Origin of the sequence: Lysinibacillus sp. 38-6, from assembly GCF_046245175.1 — a bacterium.
GTDB lineage: Bacteria > Bacillota > Bacilli > Bacillales_A > Planococcaceae > Lysinibacillus.
This window is the reverse complement of the sequence record NZ_CP176417.1, coordinates 1607150-1630282: the sequence shown is the minus strand read 5'-3', so window position 1 is coordinate 1630282 and position 23133 is coordinate 1607150. Positions and strand designations below refer to the sequence as shown.

General features: G+C 36.4%; 21 protein-coding genes and 1 riboswitch. All 21 genes read left to right on the top strand.

All coding sequences use genetic code 11. The annotated features are described in order from the left end of the window. Positions 1 to 27: 27 nt before the first annotated feature. A riboswitch (glycine riboswitch) is annotated at positions 28 to 120 on the top strand. A 283-nt stretch (positions 121 to 403) separates the two neighbouring features. Then, positions 404 to 1507, top strand: coding sequence for a glycine cleavage system aminomethyltransferase GcvT (gene gcvT / locus ACKVEV_RS08470; protein WP_409369959.1), 1104 nt, complete (start codon positions 404 to 406; stop codon positions 1505 to 1507). Between the two features lie 26 nt (positions 1508 to 1533). Continuing rightward, positions 1534 to 2880 (top strand): aminomethyl-transferring glycine dehydrogenase subunit GcvPA, encoded by a 1347-nt coding sequence (gene gcvPA / locus ACKVEV_RS08465; RefSeq protein ID WP_409369958.1) that lies wholly within the window; start codon positions 1534 to 1536, stop codon positions 2878 to 2880. Continuing rightward, complete coding sequence (gene gcvPB, locus ACKVEV_RS08460) at positions 2873 to 4336, top strand: aminomethyl-transferring glycine dehydrogenase subunit GcvPB (RefSeq protein ID WP_409369957.1); 1464 nt, start codon at positions 2873 to 2875, stop codon at positions 4334 to 4336. Before gcvPA ends, gcvPB begins: the two co-directional genes overlap by 8 nt. Positions 4337 to 4573: 237 nt before the next feature. Continuing rightward, a complete protein-coding gene (locus ACKVEV_RS08455) occupies positions 4574 to 5383 on the top strand; it encodes a hypothetical protein (RefSeq protein ID WP_409369956.1) in 810 nt (269 codons plus the stop codon). Positions 5384 to 5397: 14 nt separating this feature from the next. Further along, complete coding sequence (locus ACKVEV_RS08450) at positions 5398 to 5874, top strand: hypothetical protein (protein WP_409369955.1); 477 nt, start codon at positions 5398 to 5400, stop codon at positions 5872 to 5874. A 20-nt stretch (positions 5875 to 5894) separates the two neighbouring features. Next, the gene (locus tag ACKVEV_RS08445; protein WP_409369954.1) at positions 5895 to 6371 is read left to right on the top strand and encodes a hypothetical protein; all 477 of its coding nucleotides are present in this window, start codon (positions 5895 to 5897) and stop codon (positions 6369 to 6371) included. Then, positions 6361 to 6864, top strand: coding sequence for a hypothetical protein (locus tag ACKVEV_RS08440; protein ID WP_409369953.1), 504 nt, complete (start codon positions 6361 to 6363; stop codon positions 6862 to 6864). Before ACKVEV_RS08445 ends, ACKVEV_RS08440 begins: the two co-directional genes overlap by 11 nt. 238 nt (positions 6865 to 7102) lie before the next feature. Next, entirely contained in the window at positions 7103 to 8011 is a 909-nt protein-coding gene (locus tag ACKVEV_RS08435) for a serine/threonine protein kinase (RefSeq protein WP_409369952.1), read from the top strand. Between the two features lie 478 nt (positions 8012 to 8489). After that, positions 8490 to 10658 carry a transcriptional regulator gene (locus ACKVEV_RS08430; RefSeq protein WP_409369951.1) on the top strand — a complete coding sequence of 723 codons (2169 nt, stop codon included), beginning with the start codon at positions 8490 to 8492 and terminating at the stop codon, positions 10656 to 10658. A 230-nt stretch (positions 10659 to 10888) separates the two neighbouring features. Then, on the top strand, positions 10889 to 11314 hold the full coding sequence (locus tag ACKVEV_RS08425) for a hypothetical protein (RefSeq protein ID WP_025219974.1): 426 nt from the start codon (positions 10889 to 10891) through the stop codon (positions 11312 to 11314). 90 nt (positions 11315 to 11404) lie between these two features. After that, positions 11405 to 11836, top strand: a complete 432-nt coding sequence (locus ACKVEV_RS08420; RefSeq protein WP_409369950.1) for a J domain-containing protein — start codon at positions 11405 to 11407, stop codon at positions 11834 to 11836. A gap of 38 nt (positions 11837 to 11874) precedes the next feature. After that, on the top strand, positions 11875 to 12444 hold the full coding sequence (locus ACKVEV_RS08415; RefSeq protein ID WP_409370522.1) for an FHA domain-containing protein: 570 nt from the start codon (positions 11875 to 11877) through the stop codon (positions 12442 to 12444). 38 nt (positions 12445 to 12482) lie between these two features. Then, positions 12483 to 13007: an FHA domain-containing protein gene (locus ACKVEV_RS08410; protein WP_409369949.1), complete on the top strand. Its 525-nt coding sequence runs from the start codon at positions 12483 to 12485 to the stop codon at positions 13005 to 13007. Positions 13008 to 13013: 6 nt separating this feature from the next. Beyond that, the gene (locus ACKVEV_RS08405) at positions 13014 to 13853 is read left to right on the top strand and encodes a PP2C family protein-serine/threonine phosphatase (protein ID WP_409369948.1); all 840 of its coding nucleotides are present in this window, start codon (positions 13014 to 13016) and stop codon (positions 13851 to 13853) included. Between the two features lie 21 nt (positions 13854 to 13874). Further along, complete coding sequence (locus ACKVEV_RS08400; RefSeq protein WP_409369947.1) at positions 13875 to 15512, top strand: PP2C family protein-serine/threonine phosphatase; 1638 nt, start codon at positions 13875 to 13877, stop codon at positions 15510 to 15512. Between the two features lies 1 nt (position 15513). Beyond that, the gene (locus ACKVEV_RS08395) at positions 15514 to 16791 is read left to right on the top strand and encodes a normocyte-binding protein (RefSeq protein WP_409369946.1); all 1278 of its coding nucleotides are present in this window, start codon (positions 15514 to 15516) and stop codon (positions 16789 to 16791) included. Then, positions 16788 to 17477 carry an iron-dependent peroxidase gene (locus tag ACKVEV_RS08390; RefSeq protein WP_409369945.1) on the top strand — a complete coding sequence of 230 codons (690 nt, stop codon included), beginning with the start codon at positions 16788 to 16790 and terminating at the stop codon, positions 17475 to 17477. Before ACKVEV_RS08395 ends, ACKVEV_RS08390 begins: the two co-directional genes overlap by 4 nt. 23 nt (positions 17478 to 17500) lie before the next feature. After that, entirely contained in the window at positions 17501 to 20149 is a 2649-nt protein-coding gene (locus tag ACKVEV_RS08385) for a molecular chaperone (protein ID WP_409369944.1), read from the top strand. A gap of 36 nt (positions 20150 to 20185) precedes the next feature. After that, the gene (locus ACKVEV_RS08380) at positions 20186 to 20959 is read left to right on the top strand and encodes a DNA and RNA helicase (protein WP_409369943.1); all 774 of its coding nucleotides are present in this window, start codon (positions 20186 to 20188) and stop codon (positions 20957 to 20959) included. Between the two features lie 48 nt (positions 20960 to 21007). Continuing rightward, positions 21008 to 21691, top strand: a complete 684-nt coding sequence (locus ACKVEV_RS08375; protein WP_409369942.1) for a hypothetical protein — start codon at positions 21008 to 21010, stop codon at positions 21689 to 21691. Then, complete coding sequence (locus ACKVEV_RS08370; RefSeq protein ID WP_409369941.1) at positions 21688 to 23112, top strand: hypothetical protein; 1425 nt, start codon at positions 21688 to 21690, stop codon at positions 23110 to 23112. Before ACKVEV_RS08375 ends, ACKVEV_RS08370 begins: the two co-directional genes overlap by 4 nt. Positions 23113 to 23133 lie beyond the last annotated feature (21 nt).

Here is a 23133-nt window from a genome sequence, read left to right as displayed (position 1 = left end):
AATAGTACCAAGATCATTCTTGGGCGGATGATTGTACGGGGAGAGAGCGTGTAAACGCCACCGAAGGAGCAAGTAGCAAAGGGCTATGAATCTCTCAGGTAAAAGGACTCGTACAAGACGCAACTCTGGAGAGTGCTGTAATACAACAGCCACCAAAGGGGAAAGCCTACTAAATTGGCATTTTCGTAATGCGAATTAGTTTGGTGTAACTTTCAGGTGCAAGGACAGAGAATCCCGAAAAGGGGTTCGTCTGTCTTTTTTTATGTCTAGACCATTGTTTAACGTATAATCTTGGCAAGTTGTTACTTGTTAAACGTACATAGGTCAATGGGCTTTACACGAACAAAAAAGCAGACGAACTACTACCAGTAAAAATGATACGAACAATAAGGAGGCAATAGTAATGACGAATGAATTAAAACGTACACCTCTATTTGACGAATATGCAAAGTATGGTGGTAAAACAATTGACTTCGGTGGATGGGAATTACCAGTGCAATTTACTTCTATTAAAGAAGAGCATGATGCGGTGCGTAATCGTGCAGGCTTATTTGATGTGTCACATATGGGTGAAATTTTAGTAACAGGTCCAGAGGCACTCGATTTTCTACAAAATCTATTGTCCAATGACATTTCAAAAATTGCTACAGGTCAAGCGCAATACAATGCGATGTGCTATGAAAATGGTGGCGTTGTCGATGATTTACTAACTTATAAACTAGCAGACAATCATTATTTACTATGTGTCAATGCGGCGAATATTGAAAAAGATTACGACTGGATGATGGAAAATCAACATCAATACGATGTGACAATCGACAATCAATCTGAGTCATATGCACAAATTGCTTTACAAGGACCATTAGCTGAAGAACTACTTCAATCATTAACGGCTACGGATTTAAGTGCCATTAAATATTTCCGCTTCCAAGAAGATGTAGAAATCGCAGGTCATAAAGCATTAGTTTCTCGCAGTGGCTATACGGGTGAAGATGGGTTTGAACTATATGGTGCGCCTGCTGACATTAAAGCATTATGGTCTATCATTTTAGAAGCTGGAAAAGACAAAGGCGTTGTGCCTGCAGGCTTAGGCTGTCGTGATACGCTACGCTTTGAAGCAGGTCTACCACTTTATGGTCAAGAACTATCAGCAACCATTTCACCACTTGAAGCGGGCATTGGCTTTGCAGTGAAATTAAATAAAGGCGATTTTATTGGTCATGATGTGTTAGCTGAACAAAAAGAACATGGCTTAGCGCGTAAAATTGTCGGGATTGAAATGATCGATAAAGGGATTCCACGTCATGGGTACAAAGTGTTAAAAGATGGTCAAGAAATCGGTGAAGTGACAACAGGGACTCAGCTTCCTTCTTCAAAACGTAATGTTGGTAACGCATTAATTGACAGCCAATTCGCAACTATCGGAACTGAATTAGAAATTGAAATTCGTGGTAAGCATTTGAAAGTAGTGACAGTTGAAACACCGTTTTATAAGCGTTCAAAATAAAAATTTGAAAAGAGGGACCTACATTTATGAAACATCGTTATTTACCAATGACGGAGCAAGACAAACAAGAAATGCTAGACGTAATTGGTGTATCTTCGGTAGATGAGTTATTCGAAGATATTCCAGAAAAAGTACGTTTTAAAGGCCTTTATGATATTAAAGCAGCGAAATCAGAATCTGCATTATTAAAAGAGTTATCAGCACTTGCTGCAAAAAATAAGGATACAAATGCGAACGTATCATTTTTAGGTGCGGGTGTTTACAATCACTATAAACCGATTATCGTAGACCATGTTATTTCTCGTTCAGAGTTTTATACAGCTTATACACCTTACCAACCTGAAATTTCACAAGGGGAATTACAAGCGATTTTTGAATTCCAAACGATGATTGCAGAGCTAACAGGCATGGATCTTGCCAACTCCTCTATGTATGATGGTGGAACGGCGCTAGCGGAAGCAGGTATGTTAGCTGCTGGTCATACACGTCGTAAGAAAATTTTAGTATCTGAAACGGTTCATCCTGAATATCGTGATGTCGTTGCTACATATGCATACGGTCAATCAATTGACATCGTTACTATCCCTCATAAAGATGGTGTGATAGATGTAGAAGCTTTAAAAGAGCTGATTGATGATAATACAGCGGCTGTAATTGCACAATATCCAAACTTCTTTGGTCAAGTAGAGGATTTACAAGTAATCGGGGATATTGCACATGAGGCAAAAAGTTTATTTGTTGTCTCTTCTAACCCACTTGCACTAGGTATCTTAACGCCTCCTGGTAAACTAGGTGCTGATATTTGTGTTGGTGATGCACAAGTATTTGGTATTGCTGAAGGCTTTGGCGGGCCACACTGTGGTTTCTTCGCTGTAACGACAAAATTAATGCGTAAAGTGCCAGGTCGACTTGTTGGTGAAACGGTAGATGGAGAAGGTCGCCGTGGTTATGTATTAACACTACAAGCGCGGGAACAACATATCCGTCGAGATAAAGCGACATCTAACATTTGTTCAAACCAAGCGCTATTAGCACTTGCAGCTTCTGTTGCTATGACAGCTTTAGGTAAGCAAGGCGTGCGAGAAATGGCGACACAAAATATTGCGAAAACACGTTACGCAAAAAATGCTTTTGAAGCGGCAGGCTTTACAGTAGCATTCCAAGGTGCGCACTTTAACGAAATCGTTGTTAAAACAAATAAATGTGTGAAAGAAATCAATAAAGGCTTATTGGAAAAGGGCATTATCGGCGGTTATCCATTAGGTCAAACATATGATTCACTGAAGCAACACGTATTAATCGCTGTAACAGAATTACGCACGAAGGAAGAAATTGATGCACTTGTTGCAGAAATGGGGGCTCTCAATGCATAACGAAAATCAATCACTCATTTTTGAAATTACAAAAGAAGGTCGCGTAGGGTATAGCTTAGAAGCTTTAGATGTACCAGAAGTTGATCTTGCGGATTTACTTCCTGCAAACTGTATTCGTGAAGAAGCAGCGGAATTACCAGAAGTTTCAGAGCTTGATATTATGCGTCATTATACGGCGCTTTCTCGTCGTAACCACGGTGTAGACTCTGGTTTCTATCCACTTGGTTCATGTACGATGAAGTACAATCCGAAAATTAATGAATCAGTAGCACGTTTTTCTGGTTTTGCCAATGTGCATCCATTACAAGATGAATCAACGGTTCAGGGCGCAATGGAGCTTCTATATGAACTACAAACATCTTTAGTCGAAATTACAGGGATGGATGAAGTAACATTACAACCTGCTGCCGGTGCTCATGGTGAATGGACGGCATTAATGATGATTCGTGCATTCCATGAAGCGAATGGCGAAGGACATCGTAATAAGGTCATCGTGCCTGACTCAGCGCATGGTACAAATCCAGCATCAGCAACAGTTGCAGGCTTCGAAACGATTACAGTAAAATCAGATGAAAATGGTTTAGTCGATATCGAAGATTTACGCAAAGTAGTAGGTCCTGACACAGCAGCCTTAATGCTAACTAACCCAAATACGCTTGGTCTATTTGAAGAAAATATTATCGAAATGGCAGAGCTTATTCATGAAGTGGGCGGTAAAGTTTACTATGATGGAGCGAACTTAAATGCTGTTATGAGTAAAGCACGTCCTGGCGATATGGGCTTTGACTGTGTACACTTAAACTTACACAAAACATTTACAGGTCCACACGGTGGCGGTGGCCCAGGTTCTGGTCCAGTAGGCGTAAAAGCTGATTTAATTCCGTTCCTACCAAAACCAGTACTTGTTCGAACAGAAGATGGTTCATACCACTTCGATTACGACCGTCCACAATCAATCGGTCGCGTAAAACCTTACTATGGTAACTTTGGTATTAACGTACGTGCTTATACGTATATTCGTACGATGGGGCCAGATGGCTTAAAAGCGGTAACAGAATATGCTGTACTAAACGCAAACTATATGATGCGTCGTCTAGAGCCATTCTATGATTTACCATATAACCGCCATTGTAAACATGAATTTGTCCTATCTGGTCGTCGCCAAAAGAAATTGGGCGTTCGTACATTAGATATTGCAAAACGTCTGTTAGACTTTGGCTACCATCCACCAACAACGTACTTCCCACTGAACGTGGAAGAGGCGTTAATGATTGAGCCTACAGAAACAGAATCAAAAGAAACATTAGATGCATTCTGCGACATTATGATTCAAATTGCGAAAGAAGCAGAAGAAAATCCATCGATCGTACAAGAAGCACCACATACAACAGTCGTAACGCGTTTAGACGAAACACGCGCTGCACGTACACCAGTGCTACGTTACCAAAAATCATAATAAAACACATTGCCCGAACAGTATTTTACGATACTGATCGGGCATTTTTTTGTGCTTGTGGAAAATGGAAGTTACTTAAAAAGAGAAAAATATTCATTCTTTGTAACGTATTCTAATAAAATATTGTGATAAAAATCTATTGAAATTGGCAAAATTTCAAAAAAAAATATTATTTTATAGAAAAAACCACCATAGTATAATGAACGTAAAATTTAATACTTTCATTGGGAGGTTAATATGTCAATTAATACGAACTTTAATCAGCAACATTCGACGCATGTATCTGTGAAAAGATTTAGTAGCACTACGCCATTAATTGCTACATCAAACCAAAACAATGACAAAAGCATTAAAAATTTTGCCATGCAACAACAAAAAGACACCGTATCGATTTCAGGTGAAGCTAGGTTACTAGCATCTCGTGCTTCCGTGAGACCGAACTCATGGTTAGATACAGCATTAAACTGGGCAAAATCTACAGTTGGTTGGCTCAAAAGAGCGGGTCAATTTGCTGTAGATGCAGCTAAAGAAGGTATAAACTTCTTAGTACTCGATGATGTTAGAACAATTTTTAACCCAAATGCGGGTATTACAGAAAAAGGGGTAGCGCTAGTTTCCCTCTTCCCAGCAGGGAAAGTCGTTAAATCAGGAAAGTTATTCGAACTATTGAGAAAAGCGGGCAAATCCGCTGATGTAGATGCCTTTGCTGGTTTAGGTAAAATTCAGAAGTTTAATGCTAGAGGAATTTTATTAGATGGGGATAGCGGTACGGGTTGGGAGCACATTTACAAAAGACATGTTGCGGGCACAACCGCAAATAGAGGAACAACATTATTTCCTAGAGCACTAGGTGATGCACAGATTAAAAATTTAATTATGGAATCATTGGAAAAAGGAAAATTAGAAAGTACTCATTTTGATGGTACAAAAATTTACAAATACCGTCCAAGAAAATATGGAATTTCTGAGATGACAACGATTGTCACGAAAGATAATATTATCAGAACTTCGTATCCTAATGGTGGTACATCGGTAAGAAGAAAATAAAGGAGTGTTTAAATATGAAAATTAGATTTAATCTTGAAGATGATGATGTATCGGTTCTAAAAAATAAAAATGTTCGAGCAGATTATTATCTTGATAGCTATTTAGAAGTATATATACTTGAAAATAATAAGAATATTTTTCTCTTCTCCACAACGTTACACAGTACAATCATTATTACATTTAGTCGACAATTAATTGAGTTATATCGAACGTACAAGAAACAGGTTCTTGATACTTTTGGAAATGCGAATGTCTATACCTTTAAAAAAGTAGGAAATTATATGGTAATCACAAATTTTGATGTCTTTTCTAATTCAGAAGAATGGGAATATACATTTGATTTTAAGGCTTTTGTGAAAGCTTATACGAAAGAATTACGACGACATTTGGAAAATTTGGTAGTAAAAGATGCGAAAATTATAAAACGTCCAAACTTTGTTCTACTTAGACAAGGATTATTGGAATTAGAAGATATTGTACAGGAGAAATAAATTGGAGAGGCACTACTAAAATGAACATTAGATTCGATGTAAAAGATGATGAAGTATCGGTTCTTCAAAATAAAAACGTCCATGCTGATTTTTTTCTAGATAGCTATTTAGAAGTATTTGTACTTGAAAATAATAAAGAAACTTTACTCTTCTCCACAACGATACACAGTACAATTATTATTACTTTCAGTCGACAATTATTAGAGTTATATCAAACAGGTAAGAAACTCATTCTTGATACTTTTGGAAATGCGAACGTCTATACCTTTAAAAAAGCTGGAAATAATGTAATTATTACAAATTTTAGTGAATTTTCTAATTCAGAAGAATGGCAATATACATTTGAGTTTAAAGCATTTTTGAAGGCATATACGAAAGGGTTACGACAACATTTGCAAAATTTAATAGGGAAAGATGCGAGTATTGTTAAACGTCCAGACTTTATCCTATTGAAGGATAGATTAAAAAGTTTAGAAGAGGTTGTCTATGCAAAATAATGTAGAGAAAAAGAGAAATATGAAAATTAGATTCGATAACGAAAATGATGTTTCTGTCCTAAAAAATAAAAATGTTCATGCTGATTTTTACCTTGATAGCTATTTAGAAGTATTTGTTATGAACAATAATAAGTGGGTTTTCCTCTTCTCAACAACGATTCACAGTACAATAATTATTGAGTTGAATCAATTATTAATTAAATTGCATAAAACCGGAAAGAAACAGGTTCTTGATACTTTTGGCAATGCAAATGTCTATATTTTTAATAAAGCAGGGGAAAATCTATTAATTACAAACTTTGATAAATTCTCTAATAAAGAAGAATGGCTTTATTCATTTGATTTTATGGAATTTACGAAGGCCTATACAAAAGAGCTGCGACGGTATTTACGTGCGATGGTAATGGAAGAAGCGGATATAATGAAACGTCCAAACTTTGTTCTACTCAGCCAAGGATTATTGGAATTAGAAGATATTGTACAGGAGAAATAAATTGGAGAGAAAACAGAAGATAAAAATACGGAACTAAATGCGTCTGATTAGTAATATATACTAGTCGGACGTTTTTAATGTTTTCTGATAGATAGAAAGAAAAGGCATGTCATTAGATTAGAAGTTGCATATGCAATAATTGCTTTAATTTGTATTTTAGTTAAAATAATGACATATTGAATACGAAATGATAAGAGCTTAGAAAACATAAAATTTCATGAAAGAGAGGATATGCAAAGTGCATGTGGCGCAATATGAAGTGAGCTTACCGGTAAATAGTATGCTCAAAAATACATATAAAATAAAAGAAGTGATAGCTACTAGTAAATTATCCATTGTTTATATTGGGGAACTAGTTACTGGAGGAAAGCCGGTAACGATTAAGGAATACTTTCCAAAAGAAATCGCTTTACGGGATTTAGATAATCTAACGGTGATTAATCGTTTGCCCTCAACAAAGCAAAAATTTGAGGAGTTTAAAGCCACTTTTCTAAATGAAGCATTAATATTGAAGCAAATCAATCATCCTCATATTGTCAAATACATTGATCATTTTGAGGGAAATGGCACGATTTATATCATTATGGATTATTGTGAAGGAAAATTATTAGATCAATATATAAAGAATATTCCTGTCAACAATAGAGTCCATTTATACACAAGTATATTTGTCCCTTTAATCGATGCGTTAGGTTATTTACATAAAAAAGAGATAATACATCGCGACATTAAGCCAAGTAATATTATGATAGATTTGGAGGGTAAACCATTTTTACTAGACTTTGGCAGTTCGATATTTCATAAAAATACTAAAGAATATCAAATCTTTACAAGTCCCAGCTATTCCCCTCTAGAGCAATATTCCAATGTATCAGAGCAAGGTGTCTATACAGATATATATAGTTTAGCAGCAACATTTTATTATTTTTTGACAAATATTATTCCACCAGATATTTCACAGAGGCTAATGGAGGATAAAATTGAAAAAATAAGAAAACATAATAAAAGAGTCACTATTCTTTTCTCATACATTATTATGTGGGGCATGGCCGTACAAGCAAAGAGAAGGTGCCCTTCACTAAAATTCATGAAATTTGGCATTCTTTTCGAAGAATTTGTCAATGGAATAAGGAATTATTTTAAGTAAAATAATTCGAAGTTACCGAAAATTTAGTCTGTGTGATTCTAAATTATCATTTTTCATTTAAAGCTAGGAGCGTACTGTACAGCTTAGGGAGTATAAAAAATACACCTTGAGCTGTTTTTTTTAGTAAAAAAAAATGAATATCTACTCTTTTTCTATAGGAATGTCATAAAATTATATATGTCATTTTTTTACTTATAATACATTGATAATCTATAATTTACATAATATTCTATTGTAAATATTGACAATTAATTTTGGTATTGTATAGTTGCTTTGTGATACATAATGTCATTTGTGATGTAGATGAAAAGGATATAAAACGCCAAAACCAATTTCTGTTTAGCTGAACAGGCCTTTGTTTATCTTAATTTGGTATTTTATTACTTAATAGTTAATTTAAGTTTATGTTCACTAGTGATTATGCTTACTCAAAATTTAATGTAAAAGGAGGGATGGCTGTAGCTTTACAGCCGCATAAATGGAGATTATTAATCAAACAAACAGAACAATGCTCTTTGAGGAAATTAATCCAGAAAAGCTGGATTTGATTACACTAGTGGGGGATGTAAAAGGAATTGATAGTCTAAGTGATGAGAAAATTAAGGAAATCAATCAATACCTTCTTGTCAAAAGCTTCGACGAATTTTTAGATAAGTTCTCTCCAACTGTTTATTCGTTCTATAATGCTGCGAATCAGAAAGTGATGTATACGCTAAAAAAACCTGAAGGCATTCAAGAAGATTGTATTTCCGAAATCGCAATCGATCAAAACAATGACTTTTTAAAGATGCTATTTACCCTCATTGATACAAAACGAAGCCAAGGAATTACGAATGTAGACTTTAAATTTGAAAATTTGTTAGATATGATTTCGCCTAAAAAAGTGATGGATGATATTCGCCAAGTGAGAAAAGAGATTCATTACTTATATGGTGAATATGACAAGCTGGACGAAGGAGATCCAAAAAAGCTGGATACTGGAGATAAGTTAAATCTAATGTTCGAAGTAGCTAGTCGAAATTATAACAATGTCATGGCCATGTTGCCGTTAGCAATCGAGGATATTAAAACAAGATTATTACTTGGTGCTAATCAAGAGGAAAATGAATCTGAAAAGTTGCAAATCGGAACTCTTACAATTGGTGAGACGGGCGAACTAAAAATTATCGAGGCACCTCAAACGAATACTTCTGAACTGATGGTTATTGAGGACAATAGTAACTATGGTTTAAGTACTGTATTTGAAGAAGATTATGAAGCGATTACAGAATCACCATCTTCTTATGTAAAAGATTTAGTAGTCAGAACATTTTCGCCATTACCTTCTGTAAGAGCAGAATTTGATGTTGAAACAGAGGTGCAAAATTACAATACATACCTAGAATTCTATAAGGATGCTAAGGATGAATTTGTAAAGACAGTGAAGCCATTAGTTGAAAAGTTATTGGGTGTCAAAATGTATTTCGATCAATATGCAACAAAAAATAAAGGGATGCAACCATCGCTATTAGTGACCAATGCAAAATTAGATATGCTCGTTAAAAGTAATAATCTACCAAGATTACGAACGTATTTAAATACTGTCAATTCGAAAAATGATTTTACAGATACTGTATGGTATGGCATCGTACCAGCTATCGAATTAGAAGCATCAGGGAAAATGAAAGTGAGCAGATCTCGATTCAAAGGAAATGAAAAAGTTGCAAAGCAAGAAGGCAATACGATGGAATCCTTATCAAGTCTTCTAGATACTATAAAAGATTATAAAGTCCAAATTTTCTTTAACTTTATGACCGAAGAGGAAACAACATTCAATGGTATTGCAACAGCGGGCATTGACCGTCTCATCGACAAATGTTCGGTTCTCCTTCGAAAAGATTACAGTGAATTTGCAATTCCATGTTTACCGAATTTTACAATTATCCCGAAAGACAAATCTGGCGTAGTCATTGACACAAGAATGCAAACAACAGAAAATGGTGCGCGCCTATCGAAAGAAAAAGAGGACATTCTCAAGCTGTGGATTGAAGGCGTATACGTTGGCGCGAGCTATGTAGCAGCAGGAATTGTGTCGGCATATCAATGTCCTGAGTATTTAAAAGAATCATTCCGGAATGTGAAGAGAAACTATCCTGGTGTTCGCTTTGATATTGAGGCTGGGGATAACTCATTACGAGCTGTGACAACGATGGCGAAAGAAATTTCCGGTTTTACGAATAATATTAAAGATGCCATTAATAGCAGAAGCTTTGGTTTTGTATTTTCATCCGAAAATGCACAGCTACAAGATAAAGATATTAGACGCATTACAGTGTATAAAGCAAGAAGTTTAGCGATGGAAGAAGATGGATTTGACTCTATCTACAAAACACAAGTTAGTACGTATATTGAAAGAATTCTAAGATTCCAATCCGGAGACTTTAAGCATGAAAACATTGTGCGATTTTTCAGTAATAACCCAAGTAGCCAAAAAAGTAAGTGGCTGAATGATAAAGGCTATGTAAACTCTATTATTCATGATGGCGATGATATTGGCTACATTATTGATGAAAAAACAAGCTTATGCCAAATTGATCTTGTATTTAACGGCAATGTGAAGAATCTTGAAGTGATGATTACAAAAGGAACAAGCGCTGTAAAAGCTTAATTTCAACATTATCAGACTGCATACAATTGTATGTTTAAGATTTGTTTTTTAATAAATCTTTTAACATAAATATGAATGCCCTCAACGGACGGACTTGATGAAATCAGTACATATTTCTCGTTGAAATTCTTTCAAAATTTATACGAGAAATGAAGTCAGCTAGAAACATGGGCATGTTTATCAAGTACAGGATGACGAGTGCATTCAAAAAATATTAGGAGGGAATAAGAATGGGTTTTGTATTAAAAGTAGAAGGGTCAGAAGCAATCGAATTAGGATTAGAGAGCATTATGACAGTTGAGTATGAAACAGATACTCCAAATGACTCGAACGCTCGCTCAACAGATGTTGGGGCAACTTTAAAAGTAAAGGGAAAAATCCTTACTGCAACAGATGGTGATAATTCAGACGATACGATGAAATTAGGTTTATGGTCACTAGTGCCTGCTGAAAAGGCAGATTGTTACCGTAAAGTAACACTAGAAGTCATCTCAGCTGATCAAGTAGTAAGAAAAATTCATTTCCCAAATGCCTTCGTTGTTGACTATTCAGAAAGATATGGCGACACAGAAGGGATTGGAGAATTCTACTTATTCATTAAGCAGAAGAAAGACAAAACAGATTTAGCGAAAATCGAAGGCGGCTATGCTGTTTAAGTAGAAGTATGATAGGTCACACCACATTATCTAAGGGACTGTATAGTTCCTTAGATAATTTTGAATATCCTAATACAGGGGATGAAAAAAGTGAAAACTCATTATGAAATTTTAGGTGTCAGCAGACAAGCCTCACCAGACCAAATTAAGCTCGCATATCGAAAATTATCAAAAAAACATCATCCTGACGTAAGTGGAGGCAATCAAGAGTCTGAAAAGATTTTTTTAGAAGTGCAAGAAGCCTATAAAGTATTAAAAGACACGGCTTCGAGGGAAGCATATGATGCCCGCCTTGATGGCGCTGCGCAAAGCGGTGAACAAACATTTGAACGGGCAACAAAAACGAAAGATCGAACAACATCCTACAAGCAAGAGTTTAATATGAACGATATCGAGAAAAACTTTGAGCATTTCTTTGGATTTAATCCAAAAACAAAGGAAACATCGTCAACACTTCATAAAACAGCAAAGAAAAACCCGATTGATACGACTGATTTATTCGAACGATTTTTTAATAAATAAAACACGTTAGCGAGGAGGAGAATCTTTTCGTGAATGACATGAAAAATGCAGTAGAAGTTCCCGCGTACCAAGCTAAAAACCAAATGATGATAAAAGTCATCGATATCATCATCGTCATCATCGCCTTCTTTTTTATTTTATATGTATTTGTGATGAATCAGAATTTTCTTTTGAAAACAATTATTGGGACTATGATGGTAATTCTTGTCCTTGTTTATGCCTTACTAAAATACGAAGCAAAAGAGACAATGTATGAGTTTACAGATACAAATATTCAACGAATCGTATTACTTAATGAACGTGGAGCAGAAATAGAAGAATGGTTATTAGAAGGCAAAACGTCATTGCTGATTGGGAAAAGCTCAAGTGATCAAGAGGTAGATATAGATTTAAATGGCACGGAATATGAATCGCTGATTAATTATGAGCATGCTGTTTTAAATTGTGTATCAGGTCTTTGGTATATAGAGGACATTGACTCTGTCAATGGGGTAGGCATAAAAAAAGCGCATAAGCGTGTTAAAACTAGCTTAAAACAGGAAAATCCTTATCGCTTAAATAGTGGAGACATTATATACATAGCAAATACTCGAATTTTAGCAAAATAAAGAGAAGCTAAATTTAAACAAAGATGGAGGATACTAAAATGAGTTTAATTAGATGTACGAATGGCCACATGTTTAGTTCGAGAAGACATAGGAACGTTTGTCCTTATTGTAATGTCATGGTGGAACAGGAACCAAGAGTAACGACGGCTACGGCTGTTGCAGAAGTAGATGATAAAACGATGCCCTATCTTGGTGAAATGGATGGCATTGACCCTGTAACAGGTTGGTTAGTATGTATTGAAGGGCCCCCTATGGGACGAGATTATCGAATTTTGTCTGAAAAGAATTTTATCGGGCGAGCAGAAGATATGCATATTCGCATTATTGGCGATAATAGCATTTCCAAAAGAAATCATGCTGTGATTGTCTATGACCCTAAAAAAAGAAACTTCTATTTGCTGCCTGGAGATGCATCAGGTTTAGCTTATTTAAATAATGAAGCAGTTTATACACCAACAGAGTTAGCTGCCTATGATGTCATTCAACTAGGGACAAGTATGTTTTTATTTATTCCTCTATGTGGTGTGCATTTTGAATGGGAAAACAACCAAAGCGGGGAATGATGAAATATGGATCAGACACTACTATCTTATATGATTGCACTTGCATTTATCATTGTGATCATCGTCTTACTCATACTTCGCAAGATTCTTATGCATAAAAAAGAGACGAGCAAGATTGCGATTGGAAATGGGCAAACCATCGGCAGACGAGACGAACAGGACGACTATTTCTCGACAGTGGAAACACCGGTTGGCACGTTGGCTGTTCTTGCGGATGGCATCAGTGGATTAGCAAATGGCAGAATGGCCAGTACGGTTGCCGTTACGACATTTATTCATAAGTTTATGAAGCTAACTAGTATCGCAAATATCCAAACATATTTCAAGGAAAGCGCTTTAACAAGCAATGGTATGATCCTTGAAAATTTAAATGGTTCTAATGGCGGAACAACATTAGTAGCAGCAGTTATTGATGAGCATGGTTACTTACATTGGGGAGCTGTTGGAGATAGTGTTATTACGATATTTCGTAATGGAGAATTCATTGCAATCAATCAAAAGCATATTTTTGAATCGGTATTAAAGGAACGCTATATTTCCGGGGAAATTTCTCAGCTAGAGGTGCAAGAAAATCCGCTAAAAAAGAGGCTTATAAATTATTTAGGCTATGAAGGATTCAAACATCTAGATACGGGGGAGAAACCTATACCGCTAAAAAATGGGGACAAAGTCTGTCTTTTTAGCGATGGTGTCTACGATACGCTAACAGAAGTGGAAATGGAAAAAATACTCTCTCAGCATGCCCCTCCATATGATATAGCACAAAATTTGATTAAAGCTGTTGAACAAAAACGTTTAAAAAATCAAGACAATGCAACAATTGTAATTTTAGAAAAAATAGGATAAAGCGTTTAGATGGGAGGTGCAATGATGAGAAAGGAAAACAGCGACTTTAAAACAAGCTTTCTATCGGAAGCAGGCTCTTTTATGCAAAATAAGGATTACTTTGCCTATGCGGAGCTAGATGATGTGGCTTGTTGGGTGACGGTAAAAGGGTTGGACTCAGACCAAGAAATCAATAGTGCAGAACTAGCGGTAAAAGGTATACTCGAGAAATTTATGGAAAAACCGACAATGTCCAGAAGGGCTCTTAAAAAATATTTGCAACATGCGCAAGTGATTCTTCAGGCACAAAGCTTAAGGGTAAGATTAAAGGCTAGTATCGTCATGGTCGTATCCGATTACTCAAAAATGATTGTTGCCGTAGCAGGGAATTCAAGGCTCTATCAATTTCGGAATGGCACTTTAACGTATAAAAGCACTGACCAAAGTTTAGCGCAGGAGATCGTCAATAGCCGGGATCGTTCACTCGATATAAGCCAGCATGAGGAAAGAAGTAATTTACTCAATTATCTTGGGAAGCCGAATGATTTTACGCCATTTGTCTCCAAAAAAATGAAATTAAATGATGGCGATGTATTAGTGCTAAGTACAGCGGGCTTTTGGGAGGATGTCAGTGATGTGGAAATGGCAGATGCACTGGAGGAGACGAAAGAACCTGAACAATACACGGAGTTATTAGAAGAAGTGCTTCTAAGTAGGCAACGAAAAGTAGTCAACAATTACACTGTCGCCGCGATCTTTGTTAACAAGGTTTATCAAGAAACGAATAAGAAAAAAATGAAATACATTAAAATGATAGCCGCTACATTAGTTGTTGCATTAGTCGTGGGGGGCAGTACGATTTATTATCAGGCGAAGCAAGCGAAAAAAATGGCGGAATTAACAGTAGAGATGAAGGATCATGAAAAGAGTGGCAACCTTTATTTCCAAGATGGTAATTACGACAAGGCGCTTCTGGAGTACAGCGAGGGCAGAAATGCGGCTAAAAAATTGAAGGATCCCATACATAGAAATCTACTGGCGAAAAAGTTACGAATTACGGACCTAATTATCAACGGAGATAAATCAGCCGAAGCTGGAAAATTTACGGATGCCCTTGAGCAATATGAAAAGGCTAAAAAAGAAGGCAAGCTTATTAACAACTTTGGTAAAGAAGTGACGGAACAACGAATCGCCAATATGGATACCATTGTAGACATTGCTGAAACAGTGAAGGATGGAGATTTCCGGTTTGATGCAGAAGATTACAATGGAGCGCTTACAACGTATCAAAAGGCAAGGAAAAAAGCCCTTACCATCGCCTATACTGGAGAGCCTCAAATAAAGTCTAAAATTGAAGAAACAGAGGCTAAAATCGCTGAGTTGAAAAAAGAACAGAAACAATTACAGGCTGAAGCATTGGAAAAGAGTGGCGACCAAAGCTATGCGCGTCTAGATTATGAGAAAGCAATTGAATCTTACACATTGGCTCAGGAAATTTATCAGGAAACAGAGTTAATCGCAAAGGTTTTAGGGCTTGAACGAAAAATTATGAATGCCAACGATAAATTAAACCCTACTCCTCAAGCTGCTGATAGCTCATTTGAAGCAGCACTACCTTTTGACGGAGGGGCAGTTAACGCTGAGCCATCAGATGCTGAAGTAATGAAAGAGGGAAAATAAATTGATCAAAGAGCTCATGATTGAACGGTTACGCAAAATTGAGGATTTGGAGCAACGTCAACTACTAAAAGATATTGTAAGTGGCGTTTTTGTAAATTTAATCGATTATCAAGAGGATATGAACAACAGGCTAGAAGAGCGTGTTTTTAATGAAATCGAAGATCTGGAAAATCGGTTTGACATATTTGTCACGCTTAGTGCTAAGCAAGATGTTGATCCGATTCATCCATGTTTATTCCCGATACGACCAGTTGATTTAGAAAGTAAAACAATTGATATAAAACATCTACTTCAATTGCTACAACATAAGGAACACGTTGTGCTATATTCTTTATTTCTTGCCTGCGATTCAATTCAAATTCAGCAACTACTAAGTGAACAACGACGTTTCCATGGAACGCTTGTAACGACAGAAGGACCAATAGCGATTCAAGTTAGCCTGACAAGAAATACGGATTATATACAAGAAATTGAGAAGCTCTATCCGATTTTTCAACTAAATGGACTACCCTGGAAAACAATTAATCATCCATTTGCCTATAAGTTTTTTCATGTTAATTTAGTGGATTGTCCACCTTTAAACGAGGAAGCTGAAATTTTGGAAATTTCGGTTGATTTAGAAGAATATGAGCCCAAAAAACGACTGAATATCGTGCCGCTATGGAATATTGAACGGCATGCGGTCAAAAATGTTGGATTCCCTGTGCCTGCAATCGATAAGGTCAATTATGAGCATGTCCTGTCACTAAGAAAAATGGGCACTGAACATGGCTATCTTGTTGAAGCGGATGAAGAGAGTGTTCGCTACGTAAAACGGTCTATCGATGAAATAACCGTTGTGTCACCACAAGATAAGTCAGGTGTTTGGCAGCTAATAAAGATTGTAAAAATGGAAGAAGAGAACATTGGCAAGTTACAATATGAGCTTGTTTCCAATCGACGAATAGCCCATTTCACCTCCAGATTCGCCAGTAAGCATACGGCAAATGTTAAAACGAAGGGTGAAATTATCCGAATGGTTAATACCTTTGAAGCAGCCAAAAGTTTTGAGCTTGTAGATGTTGAAATAGTAGATTCCTTTTCGGATGCAAGCTTTACTTACGCTGCGAATCCTTTCATATCAGAAATGATAGGGGAAAATAGCCATAAAAGAATAATGCTGTTAAAGTTTAAAGCGAAAATTGACAAAGACTTTTTAGCAAATGATATTTTAAGCTTCTTAGTATCAGAAGTACAAAGACATTTCTTTGAATATAAATGTGTAGGTGTTTGGCTATGAACTATATTTGGGATTTGCTCATTAAAGCCGAAGAGCAGGGTCTTGCGAAGGAGGATATCTATTTTTATCTTGCTGAAAGTTACTCGCCCTATATGGAACTAAGCTTACCATTATTAAATGCACAGTTTGTTGAACAATACGTCGAAGTGAATCCATATTATCGCTATTTTAGTATTTTTAAAAATCTTTTTCACCCGAATAATGAGACAAATCTAGCATTTAAAGAATACCTTTTCGACATCGTTTTGCATTTCTTAGCTGAAATCGATCGTGGACAAGGTATGAATAAAAATGAGTTTTATATTCGCTTTATTTTAAGCGATATTGATGCCAATGTATTTGGTAATACTGTGCGCGATCATATTCATGCCTTTTCAAAAAAGGAACAAGAGATAATTCTATTAAATATGCTAAGACTTTACCAAACCGGTGAAGAAATTTACTTACTAAAGGATACGCTGAAAAGGCTCTTTCCAGGTTGCTTGATCTATCTTAAATCGGAGGAGTACGATGAGCTGCTTATTTATATAAGTCACAAGAAGACTCTACAAAATGAGCAAAAAGTGCAGCTTGTTCAAGAGATCTTTGTGCCGATTGGTTATCAATTTGAGGTTTATTGGCAATATCACTTCGGCATTATTGATACAGAGCAAACAATGAAGCTAGACCAAATAGCTCTATATTAACAGAGTAAAAGGAGGGATTAAGCATGACGACTAAGTATTCATATAAACTGAATGTCAATAATCGCTTTACAGAAAAGAAGTATATGACATTTACACGTGTAGAGTTAATGGAAATGACAACATTTCAGCTTCGCAATATTTGTTATAAGGAAAAACTTGTGACAGGGCTAATTAATACTCTCACGAGAGATGAGTTAATCGACAAGATTTTAAGATATCGTGGAGCAGAAGAGAATCTTCTGATTAAAGAATGGAAAGATGGGGGCTTTGAAAGAGTCGAAGCAGTCATGCAAAACTATTTAAAAACACCGATGTCTGACAATGGCGAAATAAAAATCCCTGCCAAAATGAGCATATATAGCGGGATGAAAATGGATAAGCTAGATCAATATTATGTGGAAACAGGTGGGTTTCTAGTTGAATCAAATGTATTGCTCGTAAATGATGAAATGGAACTTTGTGCCATTCTTACGATTGTAAAAGATGATCAGCGCTCTAACAAATATTATTTTGCTGCAGACGAAGCATTAGGGATTCAGAAGACTAAAAATAAAAACTATAGCTTTATTTTTTTAAGAAAGCAAGATTCAGAGTATATCTATAAAACTTACTACCAGGAGACCCCGCTTCCGCCGACAAACCTTCACTACTATAAAGTACCAATACAAGATTTAGAGATAAAACAGCTAGAAACAACGAAGGCCATTCTTGCCATTGACTTTGGCACGACGAATACCACAGCTGGTGTTTATTTAGAAAGTGATTACGTCTCCTCTCCTTGTAGCCATGATTTATTAAATAACAGAATTCAGCTAAATAGCATCAATTTTGTACAATTTCAAGACCCGCTACATCAAAATGAATGGATTGAAGTTGTGCCAACCGTGATGACCGTCGCAGACTGTTCAAATCAAGACCAAGTAAGCTATTACTACGGCTATGAAGCATTAAAAATGATGAAAAAAAATAGCTACACGTCATTGGCAACGAAATTTCAGGGCATTAAACGATGGGTGAGCAATTATACAAAATTAGAAGAGATTATGGATGCAAATGGCAATACAGCACTTGTACCACGCAGTCAAACCTTAAGAGAATTTATGCTTTATATTATTCGCATGGCAGAACATCAATTTAAATGTCGCTTCGAGCATTTACATATTTCCAGTCCTGTAAAGCTAAAAACACAATTTTTAGATATGTTCCAGGCAATTTTACCTGAATACAATATTGAAACAGAGCATGCCCTCGATGAAGGGATGGCGGTTCTTTATAATACAATTGCCAATCAAATTGAGAATAATAGCTTTTTAGATGCGAAGGAATATAAGGCACTCGTCATCGATTGTGGTGGTGGTACAACAGATCTTTCATCTTGTAAATTCCGAATAGAGGACGGGCACATTTCTTACAAAATCGATATTCATACAACCTATGAAAACGGAGATACCAATTTTGGTGGCAATAATATTACCTATCGCATTTTTCAATTTATGAAGATTGTCTTTGCAAACTATTATAGTCGAGGAAATAATGCCTATGATATTGATACGTTAATTGATATTCCCGGCAAGGATATATACCGATATGTAGATGATCATGGTGTTGAAGCTGTGTATGAGCAATTTGAAAAAGCTTTTTTAGATGCCGAGTATATGCTGCCGACGCGCTTCAAGGAATATGAAAACCGCACGCGGGATGAATACTTACGTGTCCGCAATAACTATTATTTCTTATGGGAAATGGCAGAGGAAATGAAGAAAGAATTTTTCCGCAAAACAGGCATTTTGCGTAGTCGCTTTTATTCAGAAAACGATCTTCCTCAGGATAGTGATTTAAATGTAACGGCTGTTGATCGTTGGTGTCTTTCATTACTAGAAAACAATCAATTTAAAGATGTTTATGATTATCCGAACGTCTTTTTTAATATTAAGGAAATTAACCATCTCATTAAAGCGGATATTTATGATATTGTGCGAGAGTTTTTGGAAGAGTTTTATGAGAACGGACAGCTCAGCGAATATTCTATTATTAAGCTGACAGGCCAATCATGTAAAATTGATGCGTTTCGCGAGGCTTTAAAGGAGTTTGTGCCGGGACGAAGTATTGAATTTAGACAGAAGGCTGAAAATATTGGGAAAGTGCCAGAGTTAAAGCTTGCTTGTCTTAGAGGAGCACTTCGTTATTTAAATGCCAAGAAGATCGGCATGATTGAAACAAACGTGACGAATCATGCGCCTGTCGTACCTTATGCTGTAAGTGCCTTTACACATAATCGTCAAGAAAAATTACTTATTAGTAGCTTAGAAAGGCTTAATCAAATTCACGGTACGATTTCGCGACCATGGGGTGTAACGGAAGTTGAATTTTTCCTATCAGGCACCGACAATCAATCTTCCTATAAATACACGTACGTGAATCGCCAGGAAGATTATGTGCCAGTTCTTTATGACAATATCGCCGCAAATTATCAAGATAAAATTCCACAGGACGAAACAGATTCCATTATCAATGGAGAAGTGAAATTTTTTGTCTTCGCAGGAGCGGATCATTGGGGTTTCCATGTCGTCCCTGTCGCTAGACGGGAAGAACAACTGTCCATCGGCAAAAAGGAATTCTTTGCCTTTGAAACGGATTTATCTGAGTTGGATTTCTTCGACGGCTTAAAGTAAAAAAAGTGAATAACAAGAATAGAGGTGGATGACAGCTTGTTTGCCAATCAATATCCACATTTTCAAAAAGGTCGCATTTTAAAGCGAGAAATGCTGGAAAATTTACGAGATTATCCTCGAGAGTTTTTAGATATTTATTTTCAAGATTATTCGAACGGCGTTATTGTAGGGGCCAATATTATTGTAGCGGATACACTTCTCATTATTTCAAACGGCATTATGAAGCATAATGGAAGGCTCTATATATTAAATAACAGCTATGAGCTTCCCTATGAAGCAACAGGGCATGAAACAATACTAAAAGTACGATTTGCTGAAGAAATCAATGACTTAGATTTTAGCAATTACACAACAACGATAGTTTTAGACGATTCGCTAGAGCTTGCCCATAATGAGCTAGAATTAGCGCGCTTTAAATTAAAGTTAGGTGCCAAACTGCGCTCACAGCATATCGATTTTTTCGACTTTGCTACTGAATTCAACACAGTAAATTATCTTCACTGTCAGTATGCAGGCTTGCATAAAAGCACATACCACCCACTTATTTTGCAATATTTTGCACGTGAGCTATTAAAAAATCGACCAAGCAATCCGTATGATATCGCCTTTGCCATGGAGTGCTTAAATCACGAGCGGGTGCAACGGGATGCCATTGATTTCTACATTTGCAATCGTCTCGAGCTAGACTATCAATCGCTAACGAATAATCAAATTCATAAATATTTGAACCGGATTTTAATGGAAGCAAAAGGTGGTGGTCGTATGAAAGGACTTAGTCAAGGGCGACCGAAGCGTGTGATTGTGGATTAGCAAAAATGCTGTTGGTGAAGAACGTCTAAGAAACGGAGGGTGAGTGGGATGAAATTTTTAGATGAAAAGATTATTGCACTTAGAAATGAAATGAGAGAGCAGGAGCAATTTGAGCGAGCGCAGCAAGAAGCAGCATTAAAAAAGCAACAGGAGCCTGAGCAAGCTTCTGAGCAGGTGGAACAGGATCCAAAAATAAATATCTATCAAGATTCCATAATAATTGATGATAAGAAGGTCAAGGTGATAGACCAATCATTATTGGATGGTAAAGTGTCGATACGTATGCCAAATCTTTTTTCCATGATGTCTAGAGAAATAGCATCCCTAAAGTACCCATCAGAGCGAAGACCAAATCTTATTTATACAGATGAATCTTCCACGATTAATCTTGCATTCAACTTGACTCCACATCGATTAAAGGAGGAGGGAGTTGCTGCTTTTCAAGAAAATATGATTGATATCCTTGAACAAGCGCAGCCTTCAGCAGATTGGTTAGACACGGACGTCCTGACAATTGACGAAAAGACAGTTGCCTTTTTAGAGATTATCACCCCGGCTATTGATGGCGATATTTTTAATTTAATGTTCTTTACCTCTATCGAAGGACTAGCACTTATTGGAACCTTCAATTGTCTGGAGGATGACCTTGAAACTTGGCGTCCAATTGCGAGAGCTATGATGGAATCCTTGCAATTTGATTTTGCTAGAAGAAATGGAGGTTCATTGGTATGAGCGGGGTAGTGACAGCTTATCATAATATACAAATCCAACCTTTTGATCTTGTTAGTATTCAAGATCTAACCATTGTAAAGAAAATGAATGAACATGCTACATTGCGCTTTACTGGTATTGTGCCTGAAGAGTCTAGAGATACATATGTATTGATGACTGAGGTACGAACTGCCATTGAAGTCAATCAACTTAGTGATCTTGGCGTCTCTACACCTCTATTTAAAGGTGTGATTTTGGATGTTAAGGTAAATTCGGTTCGTGGGATTTATTATATTGAGGTGGAAGCTGCCTCTAGCACCTATCAGCTAGACATAAAAAAGAAAAGTTGCTCCTTTCAGGATAAGGATATGACCTACTCAGCGCTCTTTAAACGTTTGGATCCCTTCTATCCAGGTTTAGATATTATAGACGAAGCTACTAAAGGAAGGGAATTAGAGAAATTCACTCTCCAATATTTAGAAACAGATTGGCAATTTTTAAAGAGGCTTGCTTCCCGCTTTAATACAGGGCTCGTTCCTGCCGTAACCTTTGATAAGCCAAAGTTTCATTTTGGTGTGCCTGCTGGAAGAGCTAAAGGGAAGCTAGAAGATTATCATTATACTACGAGAAAAAAACTAGCAGATTACCTCGTCTATACAGAGAATGGTAATGACGGCATGGAAGAGCATGATTTCCTTTACTATGAGGTAGAAACCGATCAAGTAATGGACATAGGGGATTATGTCACTTTTAATAATCAAACGCTTTATATTTATGAAGCAAATACAATAATGAAAGACGGATTGCTCAAACATTGCTATACACTTTCAACGAAAAATGGCATGAATCAAAGTGAAATATTTAACAGTGCAATCTCGGGATTATCACTTGAAGGAAAAGTATTAGAAGTCGCAAAAGATCATATTAAGGTACATTTAGCAATTGATGATAAGCAGGATAAAGAAAAGGCCCATTGGTTTCTTTATGCAACAGGCTATACAGCAGAAGGACATAGTGGCTGGTATTGTATGCCTGAAATCAATGATTTTGTTCATGTTTATTTTCCTTCACAGCGTGAGGAAGAGGGCATTGCTAGTACCTCTATAAGAAAAAACTTAGATACAACAGCGACGAATAAGCTAGACGACCCATCGACCAAATATTATCGGACAGCCTTTGGCAAAGAAATAAAATTAAGTCCAACTGAAATACTTATTACCGCTCAAGATGGTGATATTTATATTCGTTTAAATGAAGAAAGCGGTATTGAAATTTACAGCAAAAAAGAGATTAAGCTCATATCTGAAGCGGATATTACAGTAAATGCCAGTAAAAACATTCTTTTATCTGCGGAGGAAGAAATTTCACTGCAATGCAAAGAAAGTAAAATATTAATGAATGGTAGTGTGCAAATTTTTGGGAAAGAAGTAAAGGCAAATTAGAAGGTTATGCTCGAAAGAGAA

Coding starts and splice junctions, on each gene's coding strand:
- gcvT (WP_409369959.1), top strand. CDS start 404: ATGACGAATGAATTAAAACGTACACCTCTATTTGACGAATATGCAAAG.
- gcvPA (WP_409369958.1), top strand. CDS start 1,534: ATGAAACATCGTTATTTACCAATGACGGAGCAAGACAAACAAGAAATG.
- gcvPB (WP_409369957.1), top strand. CDS start 2,873: ATGCATAACGAAAATCAATCACTCATTTTTGAAATTACAAAAGAAGGT.
- ACKVEV_RS08455 (WP_409369956.1), top strand. CDS start 4,574: ATGTCAATTAATACGAACTTTAATCAGCAACATTCGACGCATGTATCT.
- ACKVEV_RS08450 (WP_409369955.1), top strand. CDS start 5,398: ATGAAAATTAGATTTAATCTTGAAGATGATGATGTATCGGTTCTAAAA.
- ACKVEV_RS08445 (WP_409369954.1), top strand. CDS start 5,895: ATGAACATTAGATTCGATGTAAAAGATGATGAAGTATCGGTTCTTCAA.
- ACKVEV_RS08440 (WP_409369953.1), top strand. CDS start 6,361: ATGCAAAATAATGTAGAGAAAAAGAGAAATATGAAAATTAGATTCGAT.
- ACKVEV_RS08430 (WP_409369951.1), top strand. CDS start 8,490: ATGGAGATTATTAATCAAACAAACAGAACAATGCTCTTTGAGGAAATT.
- ACKVEV_RS08425 (WP_025219974.1), top strand. CDS start 10,889: ATGGGTTTTGTATTAAAAGTAGAAGGGTCAGAAGCAATCGAATTAGGA.
- ACKVEV_RS08415 (WP_409370522.1), top strand. CDS start 11,875: ATGAAAAATGCAGTAGAAGTTCCCGCGTACCAAGCTAAAAACCAAATG.
- ACKVEV_RS08410 (WP_409369949.1), top strand. CDS start 12,483: ATGAGTTTAATTAGATGTACGAATGGCCACATGTTTAGTTCGAGAAGA.
- ACKVEV_RS08405 (WP_409369948.1), top strand. CDS start 13,014: ATGGATCAGACACTACTATCTTATATGATTGCACTTGCATTTATCATT.
- ACKVEV_RS08400 (WP_409369947.1), top strand. CDS start 13,875: ATGATGAGAAAGGAAAACAGCGACTTTAAAACAAGCTTTCTATCGGAA.
- ACKVEV_RS08390 (WP_409369945.1), top strand. CDS start 16,788: ATGAACTATATTTGGGATTTGCTCATTAAAGCCGAAGAGCAGGGTCTT.
- ACKVEV_RS08385 (WP_409369944.1), top strand. CDS start 17,501: ATGACGACTAAGTATTCATATAAACTGAATGTCAATAATCGCTTTACA.
- ACKVEV_RS08375 (WP_409369942.1), top strand. CDS start 21,008: ATGAAATTTTTAGATGAAAAGATTATTGCACTTAGAAATGAAATGAGA.
- ACKVEV_RS08370 (WP_409369941.1), top strand. CDS start 21,688: ATGAGCGGGGTAGTGACAGCTTATCATAATATACAAATCCAACCTTTT.